Source organism: Acidimicrobiales bacterium (assembly GCA_041394265.1).
Lineage (GTDB): Bacteria > Actinomycetota > Acidimicrobiia > Acidimicrobiales > SZUA-35 > JBBQUN01.
Window position 1 is genome coordinate 3353400 of sequence record JAWKIO010000005.1, and the last position, 18346, is coordinate 3371745.

Annotated in this window: 14 protein-coding genes; 7 read left to right on the forward strand and 7 right to left on the reverse strand. The window is 66.9% G+C overall.

Annotated features, from left to right (window positions below):
* Positions 1-218: 218 nt before the first annotated feature.
* Positions 219-2465, forward strand: a complete 2247-nt coding sequence (locus R2733_16400) for a 5'-nucleotidase C-terminal domain-containing protein (protein MEZ5378089.1) — start codon at positions 219-221, stop codon at positions 2463-2465.
* A gap of 193 nt (positions 2466-2658) precedes the next feature.
* On the opposite strand, the gene R2733_16405 is transcribed toward R2733_16400, so the two are convergent.
* Positions 2659-4953, reverse strand: coding sequence for an aconitate hydratase (locus R2733_16405; GenBank protein ID MEZ5378090.1), 2295 nt, complete (start codon positions 4951-4953; stop codon positions 2659-2661).
* A 66-nt stretch (positions 4954-5019) separates the two neighbouring features.
* On the opposite strand from R2733_16405, the gene R2733_16410 reads away from it, so the two are divergent.
* Both R2733_16410 and R2733_16415 read left to right on the forward strand, forming a co-directional pair.
* Entirely contained in the window at positions 5020-5769 is a 750-nt protein-coding gene (locus R2733_16410) for a GntR family transcriptional regulator (protein ID MEZ5378091.1), read from the forward strand.
* A 59-nt stretch (positions 5770-5828) separates the two neighbouring features.
* Complete coding sequence (locus R2733_16415) at positions 5829-7457, forward strand: hypothetical protein (GenBank protein ID MEZ5378092.1); 1629 nt, start codon at positions 5829-5831, stop codon at positions 7455-7457.
* A gap of 3 nt (positions 7458-7460) precedes the next feature.
* Here R2733_16415 and R2733_16420 read toward each other — a convergent pair whose 3' ends face one another.
* Positions 7461-8105, reverse strand: a complete 645-nt coding sequence (locus R2733_16420; protein ID MEZ5378093.1) for a nitroreductase family protein — start codon at positions 8103-8105, stop codon at positions 7461-7463.
* Between the two features lie 76 nt (positions 8106-8181).
* On the opposite strand from R2733_16420, the gene R2733_16425 reads away from it, so the two are divergent.
* Positions 8182-8796, forward strand: a complete 615-nt coding sequence (locus R2733_16425) for a hypothetical protein (GenBank protein ID MEZ5378094.1) — start codon at positions 8182-8184, stop codon at positions 8794-8796.
* A gap of 30 nt (positions 8797-8826) precedes the next feature.
* A complete protein-coding gene (locus R2733_16430; protein MEZ5378095.1) occupies positions 8827-9528 on the forward strand; it encodes a hypothetical protein in 702 nt (233 codons plus the stop codon).
* 3 nt (positions 9529-9531) lie between these two features.
* On the opposite strand, the gene ligD is transcribed toward R2733_16430, so the two are convergent.
* From ligD to R2733_16450, 4 genes are read right to left on the reverse strand one after another with little or no spacing between them, the layout of a single operon-like run.
* Entirely contained in the window at positions 9532-10428 is an 897-nt protein-coding gene (ligD, locus tag R2733_16435) for a non-homologous end-joining DNA ligase (GenBank protein ID MEZ5378096.1), read from the reverse strand.
* Between the two features lie 24 nt (positions 10429-10452).
* A complete protein-coding gene (locus R2733_16440; protein MEZ5378097.1) occupies positions 10453-11343 on the reverse strand; it encodes a lysophospholipid acyltransferase family protein in 891 nt (296 codons plus the stop codon).
* A 9-nt stretch (positions 11344-11352) separates the two neighbouring features.
* A complete protein-coding gene (locus tag R2733_16445) occupies positions 11353-12966 on the reverse strand; it encodes a lactate racemase domain-containing protein (protein MEZ5378098.1) in 1614 nt (537 codons plus the stop codon).
* Between the two features lie 17 nt (positions 12967-12983).
* Entirely contained in the window at positions 12984-15314 is a 2331-nt protein-coding gene (locus R2733_16450; GenBank protein MEZ5378099.1) for an HAD-IB family hydrolase, read from the reverse strand.
* 136 nt (positions 15315-15450) lie between these two features.
* On the opposite strand from R2733_16450, the gene R2733_16455 reads away from it, so the two are divergent.
* Both R2733_16455 and R2733_16460 read left to right on the forward strand, forming a co-directional pair.
* Positions 15451-16074 carry a TetR/AcrR family transcriptional regulator gene (locus R2733_16455; GenBank protein MEZ5378100.1) on the forward strand — a complete coding sequence of 208 codons (624 nt, stop codon included), beginning with the start codon at positions 15451-15453 and terminating at the stop codon, positions 16072-16074.
* A 253-nt stretch (positions 16075-16327) separates the two neighbouring features.
* A complete protein-coding gene (locus R2733_16460; protein ID MEZ5378101.1) occupies positions 16328-17176 on the forward strand; it encodes an LLM class F420-dependent oxidoreductase in 849 nt (282 codons plus the stop codon).
* Between the two features lie 64 nt (positions 17177-17240).
* Here the strand turns inward: R2733_16460 and R2733_16465 are convergent, their stop codons facing one another.
* Positions 17241-18338 carry a D-alanine--D-alanine ligase family protein gene (locus R2733_16465; GenBank protein ID MEZ5378102.1) on the reverse strand — a complete coding sequence of 366 codons (1098 nt, stop codon included), beginning with the start codon at positions 18336-18338 and terminating at the stop codon, positions 17241-17243.
* Positions 18339-18346 lie beyond the last annotated feature (8 nt).

An 18346-nucleotide genomic window follows, 5' to 3' on the forward strand; every position in this document is an offset into this window, starting at 1 on the left:
GCCGTTCTGCTCTGCTGCGGCCGCTTCGCGCCACGCCGTTCTGTTCTGCTGCGGCCGCTTCGCGCCACGCCGTTCTGTTCTGCTGCGGACGCTTCGCGCCACGCAGTGTGGCGCGCACGTGAACGCTCCGCGACCGTTGGCTCAATTCTGTGTCCTGCATGGGCGTCGGCGAAGCCGCTCGTGCTATGACCTTTCGCAATTCAGCAGAGGGGAAATGCATGCGCGGAATGAAACAACAACGACGGCTGGCGACGGCCTCGCTGGCGGTGATCGCCGGAGCCGGAGCCATTGCGGTGGCGCCGGTCGAGGCGACGCCGCTCCCGGCGGCGACACTGCCGGCGGCAGCGCCCGGTGACACACCCGTCGGCATGGCGGTGAACGAAGAGGTGGGTCGCATCGAGCGGGCCTATCTCACGATTTTGGGCCGAGTGCCCGACGTCGATGGCCTGACGTACTGGCTCGAGCAGAATCAGAGCGGATTGAGCTACGACGCCATCGTCGATCTCTTCCTCTCGTCGCCGGAGCGTCAGCGCCGCTTCGGATCCTCGGTGGCCGACTCGGTCTTCCTCGACAATCTCTACGCCGACGCCCTCAGCCGCACTCCTGACGACGGCGGCAAGGCGTACTGGCTGGCCCAGTTGGCCAACGGCGTGTCACGGGTCGAGGTCGTCAAGGTGTTCGCGGACTCGCCCGAGCAGCGGGCGCGCACCCAGCCCCAGGGCGACTTCACGCTCAACATCCTTCACATGAACGACCACCACTCACATCTCGACCCCGACGGGGTCGGGCTGACGCTGGCCGGCGCCGACACCGACGCTGAGCTTGGCGGCTTCCCGTCGGTCGTCGCGAAGTTCAAGGAACTCGAGGCGGCGAACGCCGGCGAGCCCGTCATGAAGATCCATGCCGGTGACGCCATCACGGGCACGCTCTACTACTCGCTCTTCGGTGGCGAGGCCGACGCCGCACTCATGAACGAGATCTGCTTCGACGCCTTCGAACTCGGCAATCACGAGTTCGACGGATCCGACAGCGGGTTGAAGGAGTTCCTCGATCATCTGGCCGAGGGCGACTGCAACACCCCAGTGCTCGGCGCCAACGTGTTGCCCAAGGTCGGCACCCCGCTCGCCATGGAGGGACCGAACCAGTACATCCGTCCCTGGATCGTCAAGCCCTACGGCGACGGCGAGTACGTCGCGTACATCGGGCTCGACATCGCCGACAAGACCAAGCTGTCGTCCAGCCCGTTGAAGACCACGCAGTTCCTCGACGAGGTCGAGACGGCGCAGCGTTACGTCGACGAGATGACACGGGTCGGGATCAACAAGATCGTGCTGGTGACGCACTACCAGTACGCCAACGATCTCCGGCTGGCGTCGCAGGTGAGTGGGGTCGACGTCATCATCGGCGGCGACTCCCACACCTTGCTCGGTGACTTCGACGAGGTCGGGCTCACCAGCGGTGGCCCGTACCCGACGATGACCACCGACGCCAAGGGTCTCCCCGTCTGCATCGCTCAGGCGTGGCAGTACTCGGCGGTCGTCGGCGAGCTCGAGGTGTCGTGGGACCGCTACGGCCATGTCGCCGAATGCTCGGGTACGCCGCACCTGATCCTCGGTGAGGAGTTCACCCGACCCGACGCCAACGGCGACGACGTGGCGCTGTCCGGAGCCGATCTGGCTGCGGTCCAGGCGTACATCGATGGTAAGGCGAACCTCGACATCGTCACTCCCGACCCGGCGGCGCAGGCCATCCTCGACGGCTACGCCGCCGATGTTGCCGTCCTCGAACAGCAGGTGATCGGTCGGGCAACCACCGACCTCTGCCTCGAACGCATCCCGGGTCAGGGCCGCAGCACCATCGATGGCTGTCTCGAAAAGACGGCGCAGACCGGTGGTGAGGTCCAGCAGTTGGTCGCCGACGGCTTCCTCGCTCGAAGCTTCGAAGCCGACATTGCGCTGCAGAATTCCGGCGGCGTGCGTGTCGACATCCTCGCCGGTGACTACACCATCGCCGATGCCTACGAGCTGCTGCCCTTCGCGAACACCATGGTCAACATGGAGATGACCGGAGCGCAGATCGTGGCCTCGATCGAGGAAGGCATCGAGAACGCCACCCGTGAGAACGGGTCGTCGGGTGCCTACCCCTATGCCTCGGGTCTGCGGTGGGACGCCGATCTCACCAAGCCGCAAGGACAGCGAGTCACCAACGTCGAGGTTCGTCCCCGAGGTGCCACAAGCTGGACTCCGATCGGAGCGACCACCACCTATACGGTCGTGACGAACAACTTCATGGCGAGCGGAGGTGACGGCTACTTCACGATGGGCGAGATCTTCGACGCCGGGAAGTACGTCGACACCTACCTGGACTACGCCCAGGGCTGGATCGACTACGTCGAACAAGACCTTGGTGGCGTGATCTCGGCTCCGACCGAGTTCTCCACCAAGTCCTTCGTGCCGGCACCTTGAGTCGGCTGTCGCCTCCTGGCTTCGCCGCTGTCACATTGAGTCGGCTGTCGCCTCCTGGCTTCGCCGCTGTCACATTGAGTCGGCTGTCGCCTCCTGGCTTCGCCGATCTGGGTCGAGAGGTGACGAGGAGCTGACCAAAACGCAGAAGGCACCCTCCCGGATCGGGAGGGTGCCTTCTCGCGTTATGGCGTCATTACTTGCCGAGGTTGCGGCGGATCACGTTGAGCGCCGAACCGGCCTTGAACCACTCGATCTGCTCGGGGGAGAAGGTGTGGTTGGCCTGGAAGCTCCAGGTGTCCCCGGCGGGGGTGGTGACCTCGACGGTGACCGGAGCGCCCGGCGTGAGCCCGGCGAGGTTGCGGACGGCGATCCGATCGTCTTCGCCGATCTTGTCGTAGTCGGCGGGGTCGGCGAAGGTGAGCGGCACCATGCCCTGCTTCTTCAGGTTGGTCTCGTGGATGCGAGCGAAGGAGCGGGCAATGGCCACCAAGCCCATGCGGAACCGAGGTTCCATGGCTGCGTGCTCACGTGAGGAGCCCTCACCCATGTTCTCGTCGCCGATGACGACCCAGGGCTGACCGGCCTCGTGGTACGCCTTGGCCATGTTCGGGAAGGTGTCGATCTCGCCCGTCAGCTGATTCTTGCCGTAGCCGACCTCGTAGTCGCTGCCGTCGGCCTTGGTGTAGGCATTGACGGCGCCGAGGTAGAGGTTGCCCGAGATGTTCTCGAGATGGCCGCGATACTTGAGCCACGGGCCGGCCATCGAAATGTGGTCGGTGGTGAACTTGCCCTTCGCCTTCACGAGGACCGGCAGGTTCTCGTAGTCGTTGCCGTCCCATGCCGGGAACGGCTGCAGGAGCTGGAGGCGATCCGACGTCGGTGACACCGCCACCTCGACACCTGAGCCATCGGCGGGCGGCGCAACGAAGGTGTCCTCGCCCGGGTCGAAGCCCTGCGGCGGCAACTCGATGCCGACCGGCACCGACAGCGAGACCTCTTCACCGGCGTCGTTGGTCAGGGTGCCGTTGATGAAGTCGACGTCGACCGTGCCGGCCAACGCCAGCGCCATCACGGTTTCGGGCGAGGTCACGAAGGCGAGCGTGGCGGCATCGCCGTCGTTGCGCTTCGGGAAGTTGCGGTTGTACGACGTGACGATCACGTTCGGGATGCCGGGCTGGCGGACATCGGAGCGATCCCACTGGCCGATGCAGGGGCCGCAGGCGTTGGCGAGCACCGTGGCGCCCAGCGCCTCGAAGTCGGCGAGGAGGCCGTCGCGCTCGATGGTGGCTCGAACCTGCTCGGAGCCGGGAGTGATCAACAGTTCGGTCTTGAGCGACAGGCCCTTGGCCTTGGCTTCCCGGGCGATCGATGCCGCTCGGGTGATGTCCTCGTAGGACGAGTTCGTGCAGCTGCCGATCAGCGCCGCGCTGATCTCGAGCGGCCAGCCCTCGGCCTTGGCTTCGGCGCCGAGGTCCTTCACCTCGCGTGCGAGGTCGGGCGTGTGCGGGCCGTTGATGTGTGGGGTGAGCGCCGACAGGTCGATCTCGATGACCTGGTCGTAGTAGTCGGCCGGGTTGGCGAGGACCTCGTCGTCGGGGCGGAGGTGGTGAGCAACGGCGGTGGCGGCGTCGGCGGTGGCTTCGCGACCGGTGCTCTTCAGGTACCGGGCGATCGCATCGTCGTAGGCGAACAGCGACGTGGTGGCGCCGATCTCGGCGCCCATGTTGCAGATCGTGGCCTTGCCGGTGGCCGAGATCGACTGGGCACCCGGGCCGATGTACTCGACGATGGCGCCGGTGCCGCCCTTCACCGTGAGGATCTCGGCGACCTTGAGGATGACGTCCTTCGGTGCAGCCCAGCCGCTGAGCTCGCCGGTGAGGTGCACGCCGATCAGTTTGGGGAAGCGCACATTCCACGGGAACCCGGTCATGACGTCGACTGCGTCGGCACCGCCGACACCGATGGCGATCATGCCGAGGCCGCCGGCATTCGGGGTGTGGGAGTCGGTGCCGATCATCATGCCGCCGGGGAAGGCGTAGTTCTCGAGCACGACCTGATGGATGATGCCGCTGCCCGGCTTCCAGAAACCGCCGCCGTACTTGGCCGAGATGGACTCGAGGAAGTGGTACACCTCTTCGTTGGTATCGATGGCCCGAAGGAGGTCTTGCTTGGCCTCGACCTTGGCCTGGATCAGGTGATCGCAGTGGGTGGTGGTGGGCACCTGCACCTCGTCGAGGCCGGCGGTGTCGAACTGGAGCCACGCCATCTGGGCGGTGGCGTCTTGCATGGCGACACGGTCGGGCCGGAAGTCGACGTAGGAAACGCCTCGCTCGACCTCGGCGTCAGGCTGATCGAGGTGGTTGGCGAGGATCTTCTCGGTGAGCGTGAGTGGGTGTCCGACTCGGGTGCGGAAGTTGCCGACTCGCTCGTCGAGCGTGCCGTACACGCCTTCGATCAAGGTGATGGGGGTTTCTGGTCCGACGGCCATGGGCGGGCTCCTGATGCTCGAAAGCGTTGCTGGCTTGAGTTGACGTATGATACAACTCTAATACAAGTGAGGACGATCCGCTACCAGGAAATTGCCGAGACCCTTCGTCGACAGATCGTCGAGGGGGAGTACGGGCCGGGAGAGGTGCTCCCGAGCGAGGCAGGTCTTGTCGCGAAGTACGACGCCAGCCGAGTCACGATCCGCAAGGCGCTCGAGGTCCTCAAGGCCGACGGGCTCGTCGATGCTCGGCAGGGTGCGGGGTGGTTCGTGGCCGCCGATCCCGTGCCGCAGCCGCTCACCGGTCTGGCCACCATCGAGGCCCAGCTCGCGGCCTCCGGACGGCAGTCCGAGCGGCGGGTGGTCGACTTCGGGTTCGGCCCGGCACCTCGTCACGTTGCGCCGTTGCTCGGGCAGCGAGTGTTGATCGCCAAGCGAGTGAACCTGGCCGACGGCCAACCGTTCGCTCGGGTCACGGTGTGGTGCCGGGAGGACCTCGGGGCCGAGCTGTCGCTGGCCGACGTCGAGCGATCGACCTTCTACTCCCTGCTGCCCCACGAGCTGGGCCGAGCCAGCCAGACCATCGGGGCGGCTGCGGCGGGCAGCGACGACGCTCGGTTGCTGGGCGTGCCCGAGCAGTCGCCGGTGCTGGTTGTCAAGCGCACAACGTTCGATGCGGGCGGGCATGCGGTGTTGGTGTCGGAGCACGTGTTCCCTGGGCACGTGACCGAGTTCGTCGTCGAGTTGGCAGCCCGCTCCGACCTCGGCGAGTCGCCCACGGGTTTGCGGCTGGTCGACGGTGAGGCGCCGACCGGGTGAACTTGCTCATCGCTTGAGTTTTCACTTGAGTTGGCGGCCCGATCGGCCGTAGAAGGGGCATGCGTAAGAAAGCCCTCTCCCTTTCCGTGTTCACTGCCACCGCGATGGCGGCGACACCGGCGTTTGCCCAGGTCGATCCCACCACCTCCACGACCGATGCTCCCGAGGGCGCCGTCACCGACGTCGGCACCGGTGATGCCGAGGTCACGCTCGTCACGACGACGACCGGCGCCGTGCTTCCCGGCCAGGACGCCTGGGTCAACTTCATGTGGGTCGGCGACTCGTCGCTCCAGGCCCGCAACTTCGCGGTGACCGCCGTCGGTTCCGAGGGCGTCGAGATCGGCTACCCCGAGGATCACGAGGAGAATGTGCGGGATTTCTCGTCGCTCTACGACTCGAGCGTGCTCGATCCAACGGCGTATGACTTCACCGCCCTCAAGCTCGTCGTGAGCCCGGACGCCGTCGACCCGCACATCAACCTGACCGTCTCCTACGACTCCGACAGCGGACCGGTCACGCAGACCTTCGTCAGCACCGTCCTGATCGACACCTCGGTGTACGAGGGCGAGGCGCTCGAGCTGGCCGGTGGCCTCCTGGGTTCGGTTACGCAGGGCGAAGCGGCGTGGTTCCCGCTGGAGATCTCGGCGCTGCACAACGCCTCGGGGATCGAGGTGCGGGTGGCCGACGCCGGCGACTTCGACATCCGGTACCCCAACGAGGTCGACTACTCGAGCCTGTCGAAGGGATCACGGATCATCGTCGGCAACCAGGACTTCGCCGCCATTCGCTTCGACGCTGCCGGGGTGGAACCCGGGATCCACACCGTCGAGCTCGAGGTCACCTACTTCGTGGGCCTGACGCAGATCACCCAGACCATCGAGCGGACCATCGAGGTCACCGACAGCGGCAGCGGTGCCGGCGATGGCTCGACCGATGACGGGAGCGCCGACGATGGCACCACGGACGATGGCACGAACGGCGACGGCACCACCGACGGCGTGAGCACCGACGGTGGCACGACCGGCGACGGCACCACCGACGGTGGCACGACCGGCGACGGGAGCACCGGCGAGGGCAACACCGATGGTGGATCCACCGACGGCGGCTCGGGCCAGAGCGACGGCCCGGTGACCCTCGGCTCGTTGGCACAGGGTGTCGACGGCTGGATCGTCAACCCCTACGGCACCGACACCGCAGTGACCGGCGTGTGGGGTTACGGACAGCCGCCGGTCGGCATCTGGAACAAGCTCCTCCTCGAGATGGGTTCGACCCCGAGCGGCAACAAGGGCTGGTTCACCTTGTCGGGCACCGGCCCCGAGATGGGCGACCACGACCTCGACGAGGGCGAGAGCTCGGTGCTGTCGCCGGTGTACTCGCTCCCGGCGGGTGCCGACGTTCGGCTCGACTTCGACTACTACCTGTCGTACCTCACCAATGCCACGTCCGACGACTCCCTGACCGTCGTGATGATCACCGAGGACGGCAACAAGGTGATCTTGAACGAGCGGGCCAAGGCCAACACGAACAAGGAAGCCAAGTGGACCTCGCTGTCGGTCGAGCTGTCGAGCTACGCCGGCCAGGACGTGCAGTTCCTGATCACCGCAGGTGACCGGGGCACTGCCTCGTACGTCGAGGCCGCGATCGACGGCTTCGTCATCACTGCCGAGCCCGGGGGCAACGACAACTGATCCTCACCAAGTGTCCCAGTGCATCAGCTGGTCGGCGGGGAGCCGCTTGGCCGGTTTGAAGTCGGTGCCCTTGGTGTAAGCGACCGGGAAGAGGCCGGCCTGCGTGTATCCCTCGAACGGGATGCCGAGCAGGTCGGCCACTTCGCGTTCGTTCGGGAGGTGGAGGGTGGTCCAGGCCGAGCCGAGGCCACGGGTGCGGAGCGCGAGCATGAAGCTCCACACCGCCGGCAGGATCGAGCCCCACGCACTCGCCTGCCCCATGGTGCCGGTGCCCTCGTCGAGCCGGCCGGCGATCAGCGGGATCACCAGGAACGGCGCTCGGTGGAAGTGATCGGCGAGGTACTGGGCCGAATCGACCACCCGCTCACGCGACTCGGCCCGAACATCGCCTGCTGCATACTCCGGCTTGGCCATCTTGGCGTACGCCGCGAAGTTCGTCGCGTAGAAGTCGGCGATGGTCTTCTTCTTCGCTGCGTCCTCGACGATCATCCACTGCCAGCCCTGCGAGTTCGAACCGGTCGGGGCCTGGAGTGCGACATCGATGCACTCGGTGATCACCGAACGCTCGACCGGTCGGTCGAAATCGAGTCGCTTGCGAACGGATCGGGTCGTGGTGAGGACGTCGTGGGCGCTCAGTTCGAGGTGCATGGAATCTCCTTTGTGGCGAGGTCGGAGTTTCCGTCAGACATTCAGCGATGGGCAACTCGTGCCGATGAGATCCCTGATGAGCATCGTGTCCCGCCGTTCCGTGCGTTCTCCTGGTCTGGTCGCGCTCGCTGCGATCCTGGCGCTCGGTGGCTGTACGTCCTCTCCCGAGGTGGCGGCCCCGACGATCGACGAGGTCGTCGCAGCCCACGTCGACGCCGGGATGCAGCAGGCAGTGGCGGACTGCCTGGTGGGCATCGGTTCCCAGGAGTTGCCGCTCGCAACGCTGCTTCCCGGCGCCGATCGCAGCGCAGCGGACGACGCCTTGGTCGCCGAGCTGACCTCGTCGTGCCAGGAGGCCGCAGCGTTCGTGCTCGACGAGCCGATCGAGCCCGACACCTTGGCGTTCGACGACCAGCCCTTCACCTTCGGTGACAACCCGCTGTTCGACCGGCTCTGGGAACGCTGCGAAGCGGGCGACGGCGCGTCGTGCGACCGACTGTGGGAGAAGGCACCGGTCGGCAGCGATTACGAACGCTTCGGCGTCACCTGCGGCGACCGTGACCAACTGCTCGACTGCACCGAGGAGCTGACCGAGGAAACGGTCGCAGAGATCGATGCCGCCGCCGAGGCCAAGGTCGCAGCGCGCGAGGCGCGCGTCGATTCGACCCCATCGACGACGGAGCCTGAGTAGCTTCCGTCGCCCGCATGGCACACTGACGCAGTGCCCGAGACCGAACCCAGCGCCGTCGAGGTCTACGCAGCGACTCGGCTCGCGCTCGTGCAGCGGTGCCGATCGCTGTCGCCGACCGAGGCGAACACCATCGTGCCGCTGACCCCGGCGTGGCGAATCGCCGACGTCGTGGCGCATGTCTGCGGCATCAACGCCGACTTCGTTGCCGGCCGCCTCGAGGGGCTCGGCTCCGATGCATGGACTGCCCGACAGGTCGAGAAGCGTCGCGGATCGTCGCTGTCGGCGATCTGTGATGAGTGGATGCGTCTTGCCCCCGAACTCGACGCGCTGCTCGAGGACGATCCGGGGCTGGCGCCGAGACTCCTGGGCGACCTCATTGTGCACGTCCACGACATCGAACATGCACTCGGCATCGAACCCGACCGAGTGTCGGCGGCCACGGCCATCGGTGCGCGCCGCTACGTCCCGCAGTTGCAGGAACGCGTCGCCGACCGCGTGGGAGCGGAGCTGGCGATCGACCTGGGTGCTGCGGGGACATTCGAGCCAGGAAGTGCGTCGGCGGTCCGCCTTCGCACGAGCGCCTATGACTTCCTTCGAGCGGTGACCGGACGACGCAGCCGAGCACAGGTCGCGGCGTTCGACTGGCAGGGAGATCCCGATCTGGTCGATCGGATCATCGACACGGCATTGACGTCGTACGGCCCGTTGCAGCCCGACGACGTGTCGAGCTGACGTTCAGTCGTCGACCAGGCCGACAAAGCTGGCGTGGCGAACGTACCCCTCGTTCGTGATCTCGGCGATCTCGAGCACGGCGCGGAGTTCGGGGCGAACCCAGGTGGCACCGCGGCGGTAGGCAGCAGGCACGGCCGTCGTGAACGGTGGTTCATCGACGATCATCGACTCGAAGCGATTCCGCAGCGAGCGCAACGTGACGTCGGTGAAGCCCGTGCCGACGCCGCCGGCGAACGCGAGGCCGTCGTGGGCATCGATCCCGACGAGAAGGGCTCCGAACGTGGCGGCACGGGCGCCCGTTCCCGCGCTGAATCCACCGATGGTGACCTCGACCCGCTGACGGTTCTTGATCTTGCGCCAGTCGTCGGAACGCGCGCCGGGCCGATAGGTCGAACCGAGGCGTTTCGCCATCACGCCCTCGAGGCCGGCCGCCGCGGTTGCGGCCAGCAGAGCGGCCCCGCCGCCGATGCGATGCGCCGGGACGATCCAGTTCGGGCCGGGTTCGAGCACGCCCTCCAGCAGGGTCCGGCGGTTCTCGTAGGGGAGCGAGGTGAGGTCGTGGCCGTCGATCTCGAGGACGTCGAACGCGTGGAACACCGCCGGGCGATCGGACCGTTGAATGAGCTCGAATCGCGGCTTGCCGTCGTCGTCGAGCACGCACATCTCGCCGTCGAGCACCACCGAGCCGGCGTTGATCGCCGCGGCCATCGCCGCGATCTCGGGCCACCGGTCGCTCATGTCGAGCCCGCTCGTCGACTGCAGCCGGACCCGGGGCGGGTCGGCGTCGACGAAGGCGATCGTTCGGTAGCCATCCCACTTGATCTCGTAGGCCCAGCGATCATCGTCGGTGGGCAACGACGCCAGCTTCGCCTTCATCGGTTTGATCGGGAAGGTGAACACCGGTTCAGCGCAGGCGGACGGGGCTCACCGCTGGGGCCAGCGCTTGGCCTTCGCTCGTGACCGTTCCGAGGGCTTGGGACCAAGCGCCCAGCGGCGACGCCAGGCACCGGCCTCGGGACCCTGCAGCGATTCGATCTTGTCGGCGTGCGCCCGCTTGCGGGATTCCCACCACCCGTGGGCGAACTCGTCGGCGAGCTCGTTGATCTTCGCCTGGATGCGAGCGGCGAAGGCACGGGCGTCTTCGCCGGTCTCCATGCGCAGCTCCTTGCCGAAGACCACGGCGGTGCGCGATCGGGTGGGCCAGTTCTGGCCCTTCGGCAGCACCGTGGCGGTGCCGTCGATGTAGACCGGGATGACTGGGGCCCCGGTCTGTTTGGCGACGAAGGCGGCCCCGGGCCGGTGCTCACGGCTCCAGCCGTCGGGGCTGCGGCCGCCCTCGGGGTAGATCAAGAGGTTGTGCCCGGTCTGGATCACGTTGACGGCGTTCTCGATCGACAACTTCGACAGCTTGGTGCGCTCGATCGGAATCGCCCCGATGAACAGGGCCGAGGCCGCAGCGGCGATCTGGTTGGGGAAGAAGTAGTCGGCGCCGGCAACGACGGCGAGATCGCGACGCAGGTGACCGGGCAGCGTGGCCAGCATCAGTGACGTGTCGGCATGGCTGTGATGGTTGGCGGCGAGAATGACCGGCCCGTCGACCGCATCGAGACGATCCGCGCCGATCACCTTCGGCTTGGCATAGATGCGGACCGCCGGCTTCATGAAGCCGTACACGCCGACCTCGCGCACGGCCTTGGCCAGCGGTCGCCGGGCCCAGGCGGTGTCGTACCGGACGCCGGTGTTGGACGGCTCGACGCGCTTTTCGACACCCTTCGGTGCGGTGGGAGTTTCGGTGATGAACCGGAGCCAATCCACGAACATCTCCTAGTGAACGTCGGCCATGAGGATGGGTGGATTGTGGAGGTGCGTGATGGTCGGCTTGGGGCCGACGGTGTCCTCGGCCATCTCGAGCGCGTCCTGGAGGGTCGAGGCCGGTCGGAAACCTAGTCGACGGACCGCTCTCGGGTCACCTCCGACCACGATGACCTGGCCGAGGTGTTCGAGGGCATGGGAGCACCAGTACCACATGTAGAACGGGTGGACCCCGTGGTAGGCGTAGCTGGTGCGATAGAGGTGGCGATACCACTCGTCTTCGGCGTACTGCTTTTCGTACTTGTGCTGCATCACGACCGGGTCGGTGGTCTCGGCCAGCACCTGCTCGAAGAAGTCGATGTAGCTGGGGTGGTGCACCGGGTGGAACTCCCACGTGGTGGGGTGGCTCATGATGAGCACGCCGCCCTCGCGCACGACCGGCTTGTTGCGGTACAGGTTGAAGAAGTACCCGAGTCCCTGCACGGCGACGAGGATCGGGTTCATGATCGAGTTGACGTTGTAGGGCGACAGATAGGGCAAGCCCATCGTGACGATGTCGGTCTGCCCCTCGACCGGGACGAGATGCTGCTTGTAGACCATCTCGGTGGTCTTGCGGTGCACGGCCTCGACTTCGCCCGCCTGCACCGAGGTGAGTTCATACGGGGCCTTCCATGAGTGAAACACCTTGCGTCGTTGCGCCGGGGACATCGGCTTCAAGCCCGCCTGCATGGCGGTGAACTTGATCCGGTCCGACATCGACCATTCCCACTCACGCTTCTGAAGCATCGACATCGGGCCGTCGTAGCCGAACGTGTTGGTGTTGAGCGTGGTCTCGATCTGGAAGATCCGGGGGCCGTGCTTCTTGATGATGTCGCCTTGGCGCCAGTTCGAACGGTGGAGTTCGGACTTCTCCTGGTCCATGAAGCTGGTGGACTTCTTCATGGTCTCGGGGTTGTGGTGCGAGCGAACGCCGGCGTAGCCCGAGAGCCCGGTGGCCGTGCTCTTCCAGCCCCCGTCCATGCTGACGAGGTTGATGTTGACGTAGACGACGAGGTCGGACTCGGCGGCCCGGCGTTGCATCTGCACGGTGTCGCCGTGGTCGGTCTCGCCGAGGATCACCATCTGCTCGGGATCTTCGGCATCGAGGTTGTAGAGCAGGCCGTGCGGGGCGAACGCCTCGTAGACACGGTCGCCGACGGCATGGCGGAGCTCGGCCTCGGTCATGCGGCGATGCAGGGCGAGCGCGGCGACGATGTGGACATCGTCGACGCCGGCCTCGGCCGCCATGTCGAGCACGGCCTCGATGATGCGCTGGCGGACGTCGGGTCGTGCCATCGGCGGCAGCGGCAGGGAGATGTCGTCGAACGCAATGGTGAGCTTCATGCCCGGCGTCAACAGCGAGGGCAGGGGGTCGTCGTCGATCGGATGGAGGAGTGCGTCGACGATGGCACCGTCGGGATCGGCGAGCCCCTTCAGCGGTTCGCTCGGGTAGATCACCCGGCTGCGCCCGACCGGCAGCTTCTCCATGCGGAAGCCCTCGCCGTGGTGGAACAGGATCGGCGGTGTCTGTCGGTCGACGTCGAGGACGAAGCCGGGGCGGGGATTGGTGGAGGGGGAGGTGGCCATGGGTGGAATGAACTCGTTCAGCGGCTGGTGCGGCGGGGGACAGGAAGCGGACCGAGGGGCAGGACGCGGTCGCTGCCGCCCTGCGCCTTCGACCAGTACTCGATCAACCACCCTCGCTTCATGGCGAGTGACGCCAGACGGGTCTCGGGGTTGATGGCCACGGGGAAGCCCACGGCGTCGAGGAGCGGAAGATCCGAGGAAGAGTCGGCGTAGGCGACGGACTCGGCAAGGTCGATGTCGTGCTCGGCGGCGTAGTCACGCAGTGCCTGGGCTCGCACCTCGCCGGTGGGGGGCACTCGCAGCAACTCGCCCGTGTAGCGGCCGTTCTTGACCGACATCTCGGCGCAGATGATGTCGTCGAACAACGGGCGGAGGGGATCGACGACGATGTTGAGCGCACCGGTGATCAGCACCGTGCGATGGCCGAGCCGCTGGTGTTCACGCACTCGGCGAAGGGCGGCCGGGAACGCCTTGGTGAGGATGTGGTCGGCAAGGAGTTCGGTACCGAGACGATCCATCTCGGCGACCGATGCACCCTCGTAGCGGCGGTAGAAGTGGCGCAGGAAGTCGGTGCGGTCGCGCTGGTCGAGCGCCAGCAGCTCGGGTGCCTCCTGCAGGGTCTTGAGCGTGAACTTGGCTCGATCCATCGGCCCCATGCGTCGGGTGGCGAGCCAGCTGTAGCTGAAGACGACGTTGGACGCAATGATCGTGTTCTCGAGGTCGAAGGCCGCCAACTGGCGCTCGGGTGCGAGCACTCGGGTGCGGAGTCGCTTGGTGCGAGCATCGGGATCGGACGCCTCGCTCTTGGTCTTCACCCGGGCGTGTTCGACCACCGACGGCAGGTGGATCTGGGTGACGTAGTGGGCCCAGTCGACCACGATCGGGTCGCACTCCATGGTGACCTGGTCGGCCGGATCGAGGGAGGCCTGCAGTGCGATGAGGTTGTCGACCCCGTACAGCGCCTCGGACTCGGCGTAGGCGCCGTAGATCTTCACGTAGCCGATCGCTCGGTCGACCTGTTCCTTCTTGTCCTCGATGTCGGCCACGATGAGCGCCTGTTTGCCTCGCAGCGGCAGCAGCTTCAGTGCCTTGTCGGCCATGTCGAGCTGCTTCTGCATGCGGTCGAGTTGGCGCTCGACCGCACCCCGACCGGGGAAGGAGAACGGCGCCACCGCGATCGGCTGGCCCTTCTTGTCGTACAGCGGGTTCTCGGTGAACCAGCCGTTCACGAGCTCGACGAGCTGGCGGTACTTGAGTGGCTGCCGGGTACCCGATGCCACCTGCGTGATGTCCAGGTGGTCGAGCGGGCCGCGTGCGGCAACGTTGATGATGGCGGCGACGACGAGGTCGACGGGGATGACGTCGACCACACCCTCGGGGACGCCCGGGAACTCTTTGAGCAGGCCCTGGGCGTAGCTGATCAGGATGGGCTCGGCCATACGGAAGCCCTTGATCCATCCGGGATAGGGCTCGGACCACGCCGACTCGATGATCGACGGCCGCACGATCGAGACCGGGATGTTGCCCTTCGACTCGTCGAGCGCCCGTTCGCCGAGCGCCTTGGTGTAGGCGTAGGAGTCGGGCCAGCCGAGCGAGGCGGCACGCGCTCGTCCGGCTTCGACCAGCTGCTCGGACACCCAGCGCTGGCGGCCCTGTTCGGTCTTGGCGGCGAGCAGCGGGGTGCCGGCGGCGCCGAGTTCCTCGACGGCCGCAGCTCGGAACTCGTCGAGCTTCTCGGCTCGCCGGCTCTCGGCATCGAAGTCGGAGCGGGCCCGTCGGGCCGCCTCGACCTCGGACCGCCAGTCGACGTCGATGTGGAACGGGCTGTCGGACAGCAACTGTTCGGGCGCCGAGCCGCGCCGGTTGCCGGCCACGTAGCAGGTGGACACCGCGACGAGGTGCGGTGTGACCTCGAGTGATTGCAGGGTCTCGGCGATGCGGGTGGGGCCGAGCAGGTTCACCTCGACCGCCGTGGTGAGCGGGGCATCGAAGCTGACGGTGGCGGCGGAGTGTATGACGGTGTCGCAGGAGGCGAAGACAGCACGGCCGTCGTCGTCGAGTCCGAGACCATCGGTCCCCACGTCGCCGGCGATCACGGTGACCCGGCGGTCGACCGCTTCCCAGAATGCGTCGCTGCCAAGTTCTTCCAGCAGGCGATCGAACGCGTTGTTGCGGAAGATCTCTCGGCGGGCGCGCTGGGTGGGCGTGGAGCGCTTACCGGGCCGCACGAGCAGCACCAGCTCGCAGTCGGGGACGGCGCGCATCAGCCGCTCGACGAGGGCGGTGCCGAGGAAGCCGGTCGATCCGGTGATGGCGATGCGTTTGCCTGCCAGTTGTTCTGCGATCATTCGCTGGTGCACCGTGAGGTCGTCGACTGTGACACGTCCGGTCGCCCCGGGACGCCCCCGCCGCTTGGTGTCGGCCGAGGCTCGGTTCGGCCCCGGCTCTCTACCAATTGGTAAGGAGAGCACGATCTTAGCGGGCGTGACCGGCTACGTTGCCACCGTGAGCGGTTCGGCGCCCAGCACCCACGATCGAGTCAGCGAGGCGGCACTGCTCCGTTTCGCCGACCAAGGGGTCGCCGCCACGTCGCTCGACGATCTTGCTCGCTCGATCGGGGTGACGAAGCAGACCGTGCTCTACCACTTCGGCTCGAAGGACGGCCTGGTTCGAGCGGTCGCTCAGCGGGGTGCCAACGAGCTGGCCGGCGTGCTGGGTGACGCCGCCGCTCACAGCGAGCCCGGTTGGGATCGGGTGGAGTCGATCGTTCGTGCCGCGTTCGGGCTGGCGGTCCAGCGACCCGAGCTGTTGTCGCTCATGCGCGAGGTCAGCCGGCTCGGCGCCCCCGTCTCGGAAGTGGTGCTCGCCGACCTGCAGCCGTTGATCGACCGCGCGCTCGGCTCGTTGTCGGAGGGAATGGCCGCCGGGGTGTTCAAGACGGCCGATCCCCGTCTCCTGCTCGTGTCGGCGTACGCCGCCGTGGCCGGAGTGGTCACCGACCCCGAGGCACTGCGGGCGGTCGGGCTCGAACTCGACGTGCGCGTGGCCGCCCGCCTCCGGCGCACCGTCCTCGACTTCCTTGCTGCGTCGTTGTTGCCGACCCGCTGACCACACCCGACCGAGCTCATCCGCCCGGACTGTTGCCGACGAAACCGCGGGGCCTACCCGCAAACCCAGAAAAGCTCAGGGCCTACCAGCAGCCAGCTGCTGGTAGCCCCTGAGCTTTCTCGAAAGTGTTGGGACGCCCCGCGCTTTGCGCGTCGGAACGTCGTGGGAGCAGTGGGGTTGTGGGAGCAGTGGGATGGCGCGGAGGCCCGACGGAATGGGCGCCGTCGGTGGTCGGGAAGGTAAGGTCCGCGGCATGGCACCGATGCATCTGGGACTGTTCGGGATCAACGTGGGGGCGGCGGCCGATCCGGCCGTGATGGTGGCGGTGGCCCGCCATGCCGAGGCGGCCGGCTACGAGTCGGTGTGGACGGGCGAGCATCTCGTGCTGCCTGATCCCCAGGCACCGCCATCGCCGTCGGCGCCCGAGGTGCCGTTCGTGGACTCGACCAACGCACTCGCCTACCTGGCGGCCGTGACGAGCACCATCAAGCTCGGCACCGGGATCATCATCCTCCCGCAACGGCAGCCGACCGTGCTGGCCAAGAGCCTGGCGAGTGTCGACCACCTCTCGGGCGGGCGGCTCCTGTTCGGTCTGGGTGTCGGCTACCTCGAGCCCGAGATGAGCGCCTGCGGTGTGCCGTTGGCCGGGCGAGGTGAGCGCTCCGACGAGTACCTCGCGGCGATGCGCACGCTCTGGTCAGGCGACGCCGTCAGCTTCGACGGCGAGTACGTCTCGTTCGAGTCGGTGACGGCGAACCCGAAGCCGGTGCAGGAGTCGATCCACACGGTCGTGGGTGGTCACAGCGATCGAGCGCGGCGTCGGGCCATCGAGCTCGCACACGGCTGGTACGGCTTCATGCGAGACCCGGCGACGGCCGCCGACGACATCGCCGCGCTGCGAAGGTTGGCCGACACGGTCGAACGCCCGAGCGAACTGGGTCGACTCGAGATCAGCATCACACCGCGTACTCGCCTCACACCGGAAGATCTCGAGGCGTATGCCGACCTCGGTGTCGACCGTTTGATCCTCCAGCCGGGTGGCCATCGCGGCGGCGACGAGCTTGCTGCGTTCGTCGATGCGAACGCACCGTCGAACTGGTGACGCGGGCGAATCGGCCGAACTGGTAAGGCGGGTGGAACTATCGAACTGGTGAGGCGAGCGCGTGTCAGTGGGTGGTGACCCGCTTGGCGCTGCGGCGGGCGTGGCGTTCGAGCGCGAGCTCGACCAGGCGATCGATGAGGTCGGGGTAGGCGAGACCTGACGCCGCCCACAGTTTCGGGTACATCGAGATCGGCGTGAAACCTGGCATCGTGTTGAGCTCGTTCAGGAGCGGCCCCCGGCCGCCGTCTTCGTAGAGGAAGTCAGCGCGGGCAAGGCCCTCGACCCGAAGTGCTCGGTAGGCGATCTCGGCCAGTTGCTGCATGGCGAGCATGTCGTCGGCGGGGATGTCGGCGGGGATGACGTCGGTGGCGATGCCGTCGGCGTACTTGTCGTCGTAGCTGTAGAACTCCGCGCCCGGGATGATCTCACCGCCGACCGAGCACTCGACGACGGTGTTGCCGAGGAGCGCGAACTCGATCTCGCGAGCGGTGACCGCTTCCTCGACCACAACCCACTCGTCGTAGCGGAACGACAGTTCCAATGCCGCCGCGAGTTCGGCGCGATCGTGGGCCTTGGTCACGCCGACCGACGACCCCATGTTCGCCGGTTTCACGAACATCGGGAGCCCGAGCTCCTCGACGAGCGGCGAGAGATCGCCATCGAAGTCGGGTTCGTAGAGGGTCATCCAGCGAGTCTGCGGTACGCCGGTCGCCCGGAGGACCTCCTTGGCCTTGGCCTTGTCCATGGTGAGAGCCGAGCCCAGGACACCGGCGCCGACGTACGGCACGTTCGCCAGCTCGAGCATGCCTTGGATGGTGCCGTCCTCGCCGAGCGGCCCGTGGAGCAGCGGCAGCACAACGATCTGCTGCCCGGGTTGGGCGGAGGAAACGGCGGGCACGAGCGAGGTGGCCGGTCCCTCGGCGGTCAGTCGTTCGGGGAGCGGTCGAGCGCCGTCGGCCAGGATCGCCATGGCCTCCTCGGCAACGACCCACCCGCCGGTGCGGTCGATTCCGATCGTCTGGATGTCGTAACGATCCTTGTCGGTGGCAGCTAGCACGTGCACCGCCGTCGAGCACGAGACGTCGTGCTCGGCCGACTCGCCGCCGAAGATGACGATGAGTCGGATCGGGAGGTCGTTCGAGGACTCGGCGGAGGAAGGCACGCCGAGAT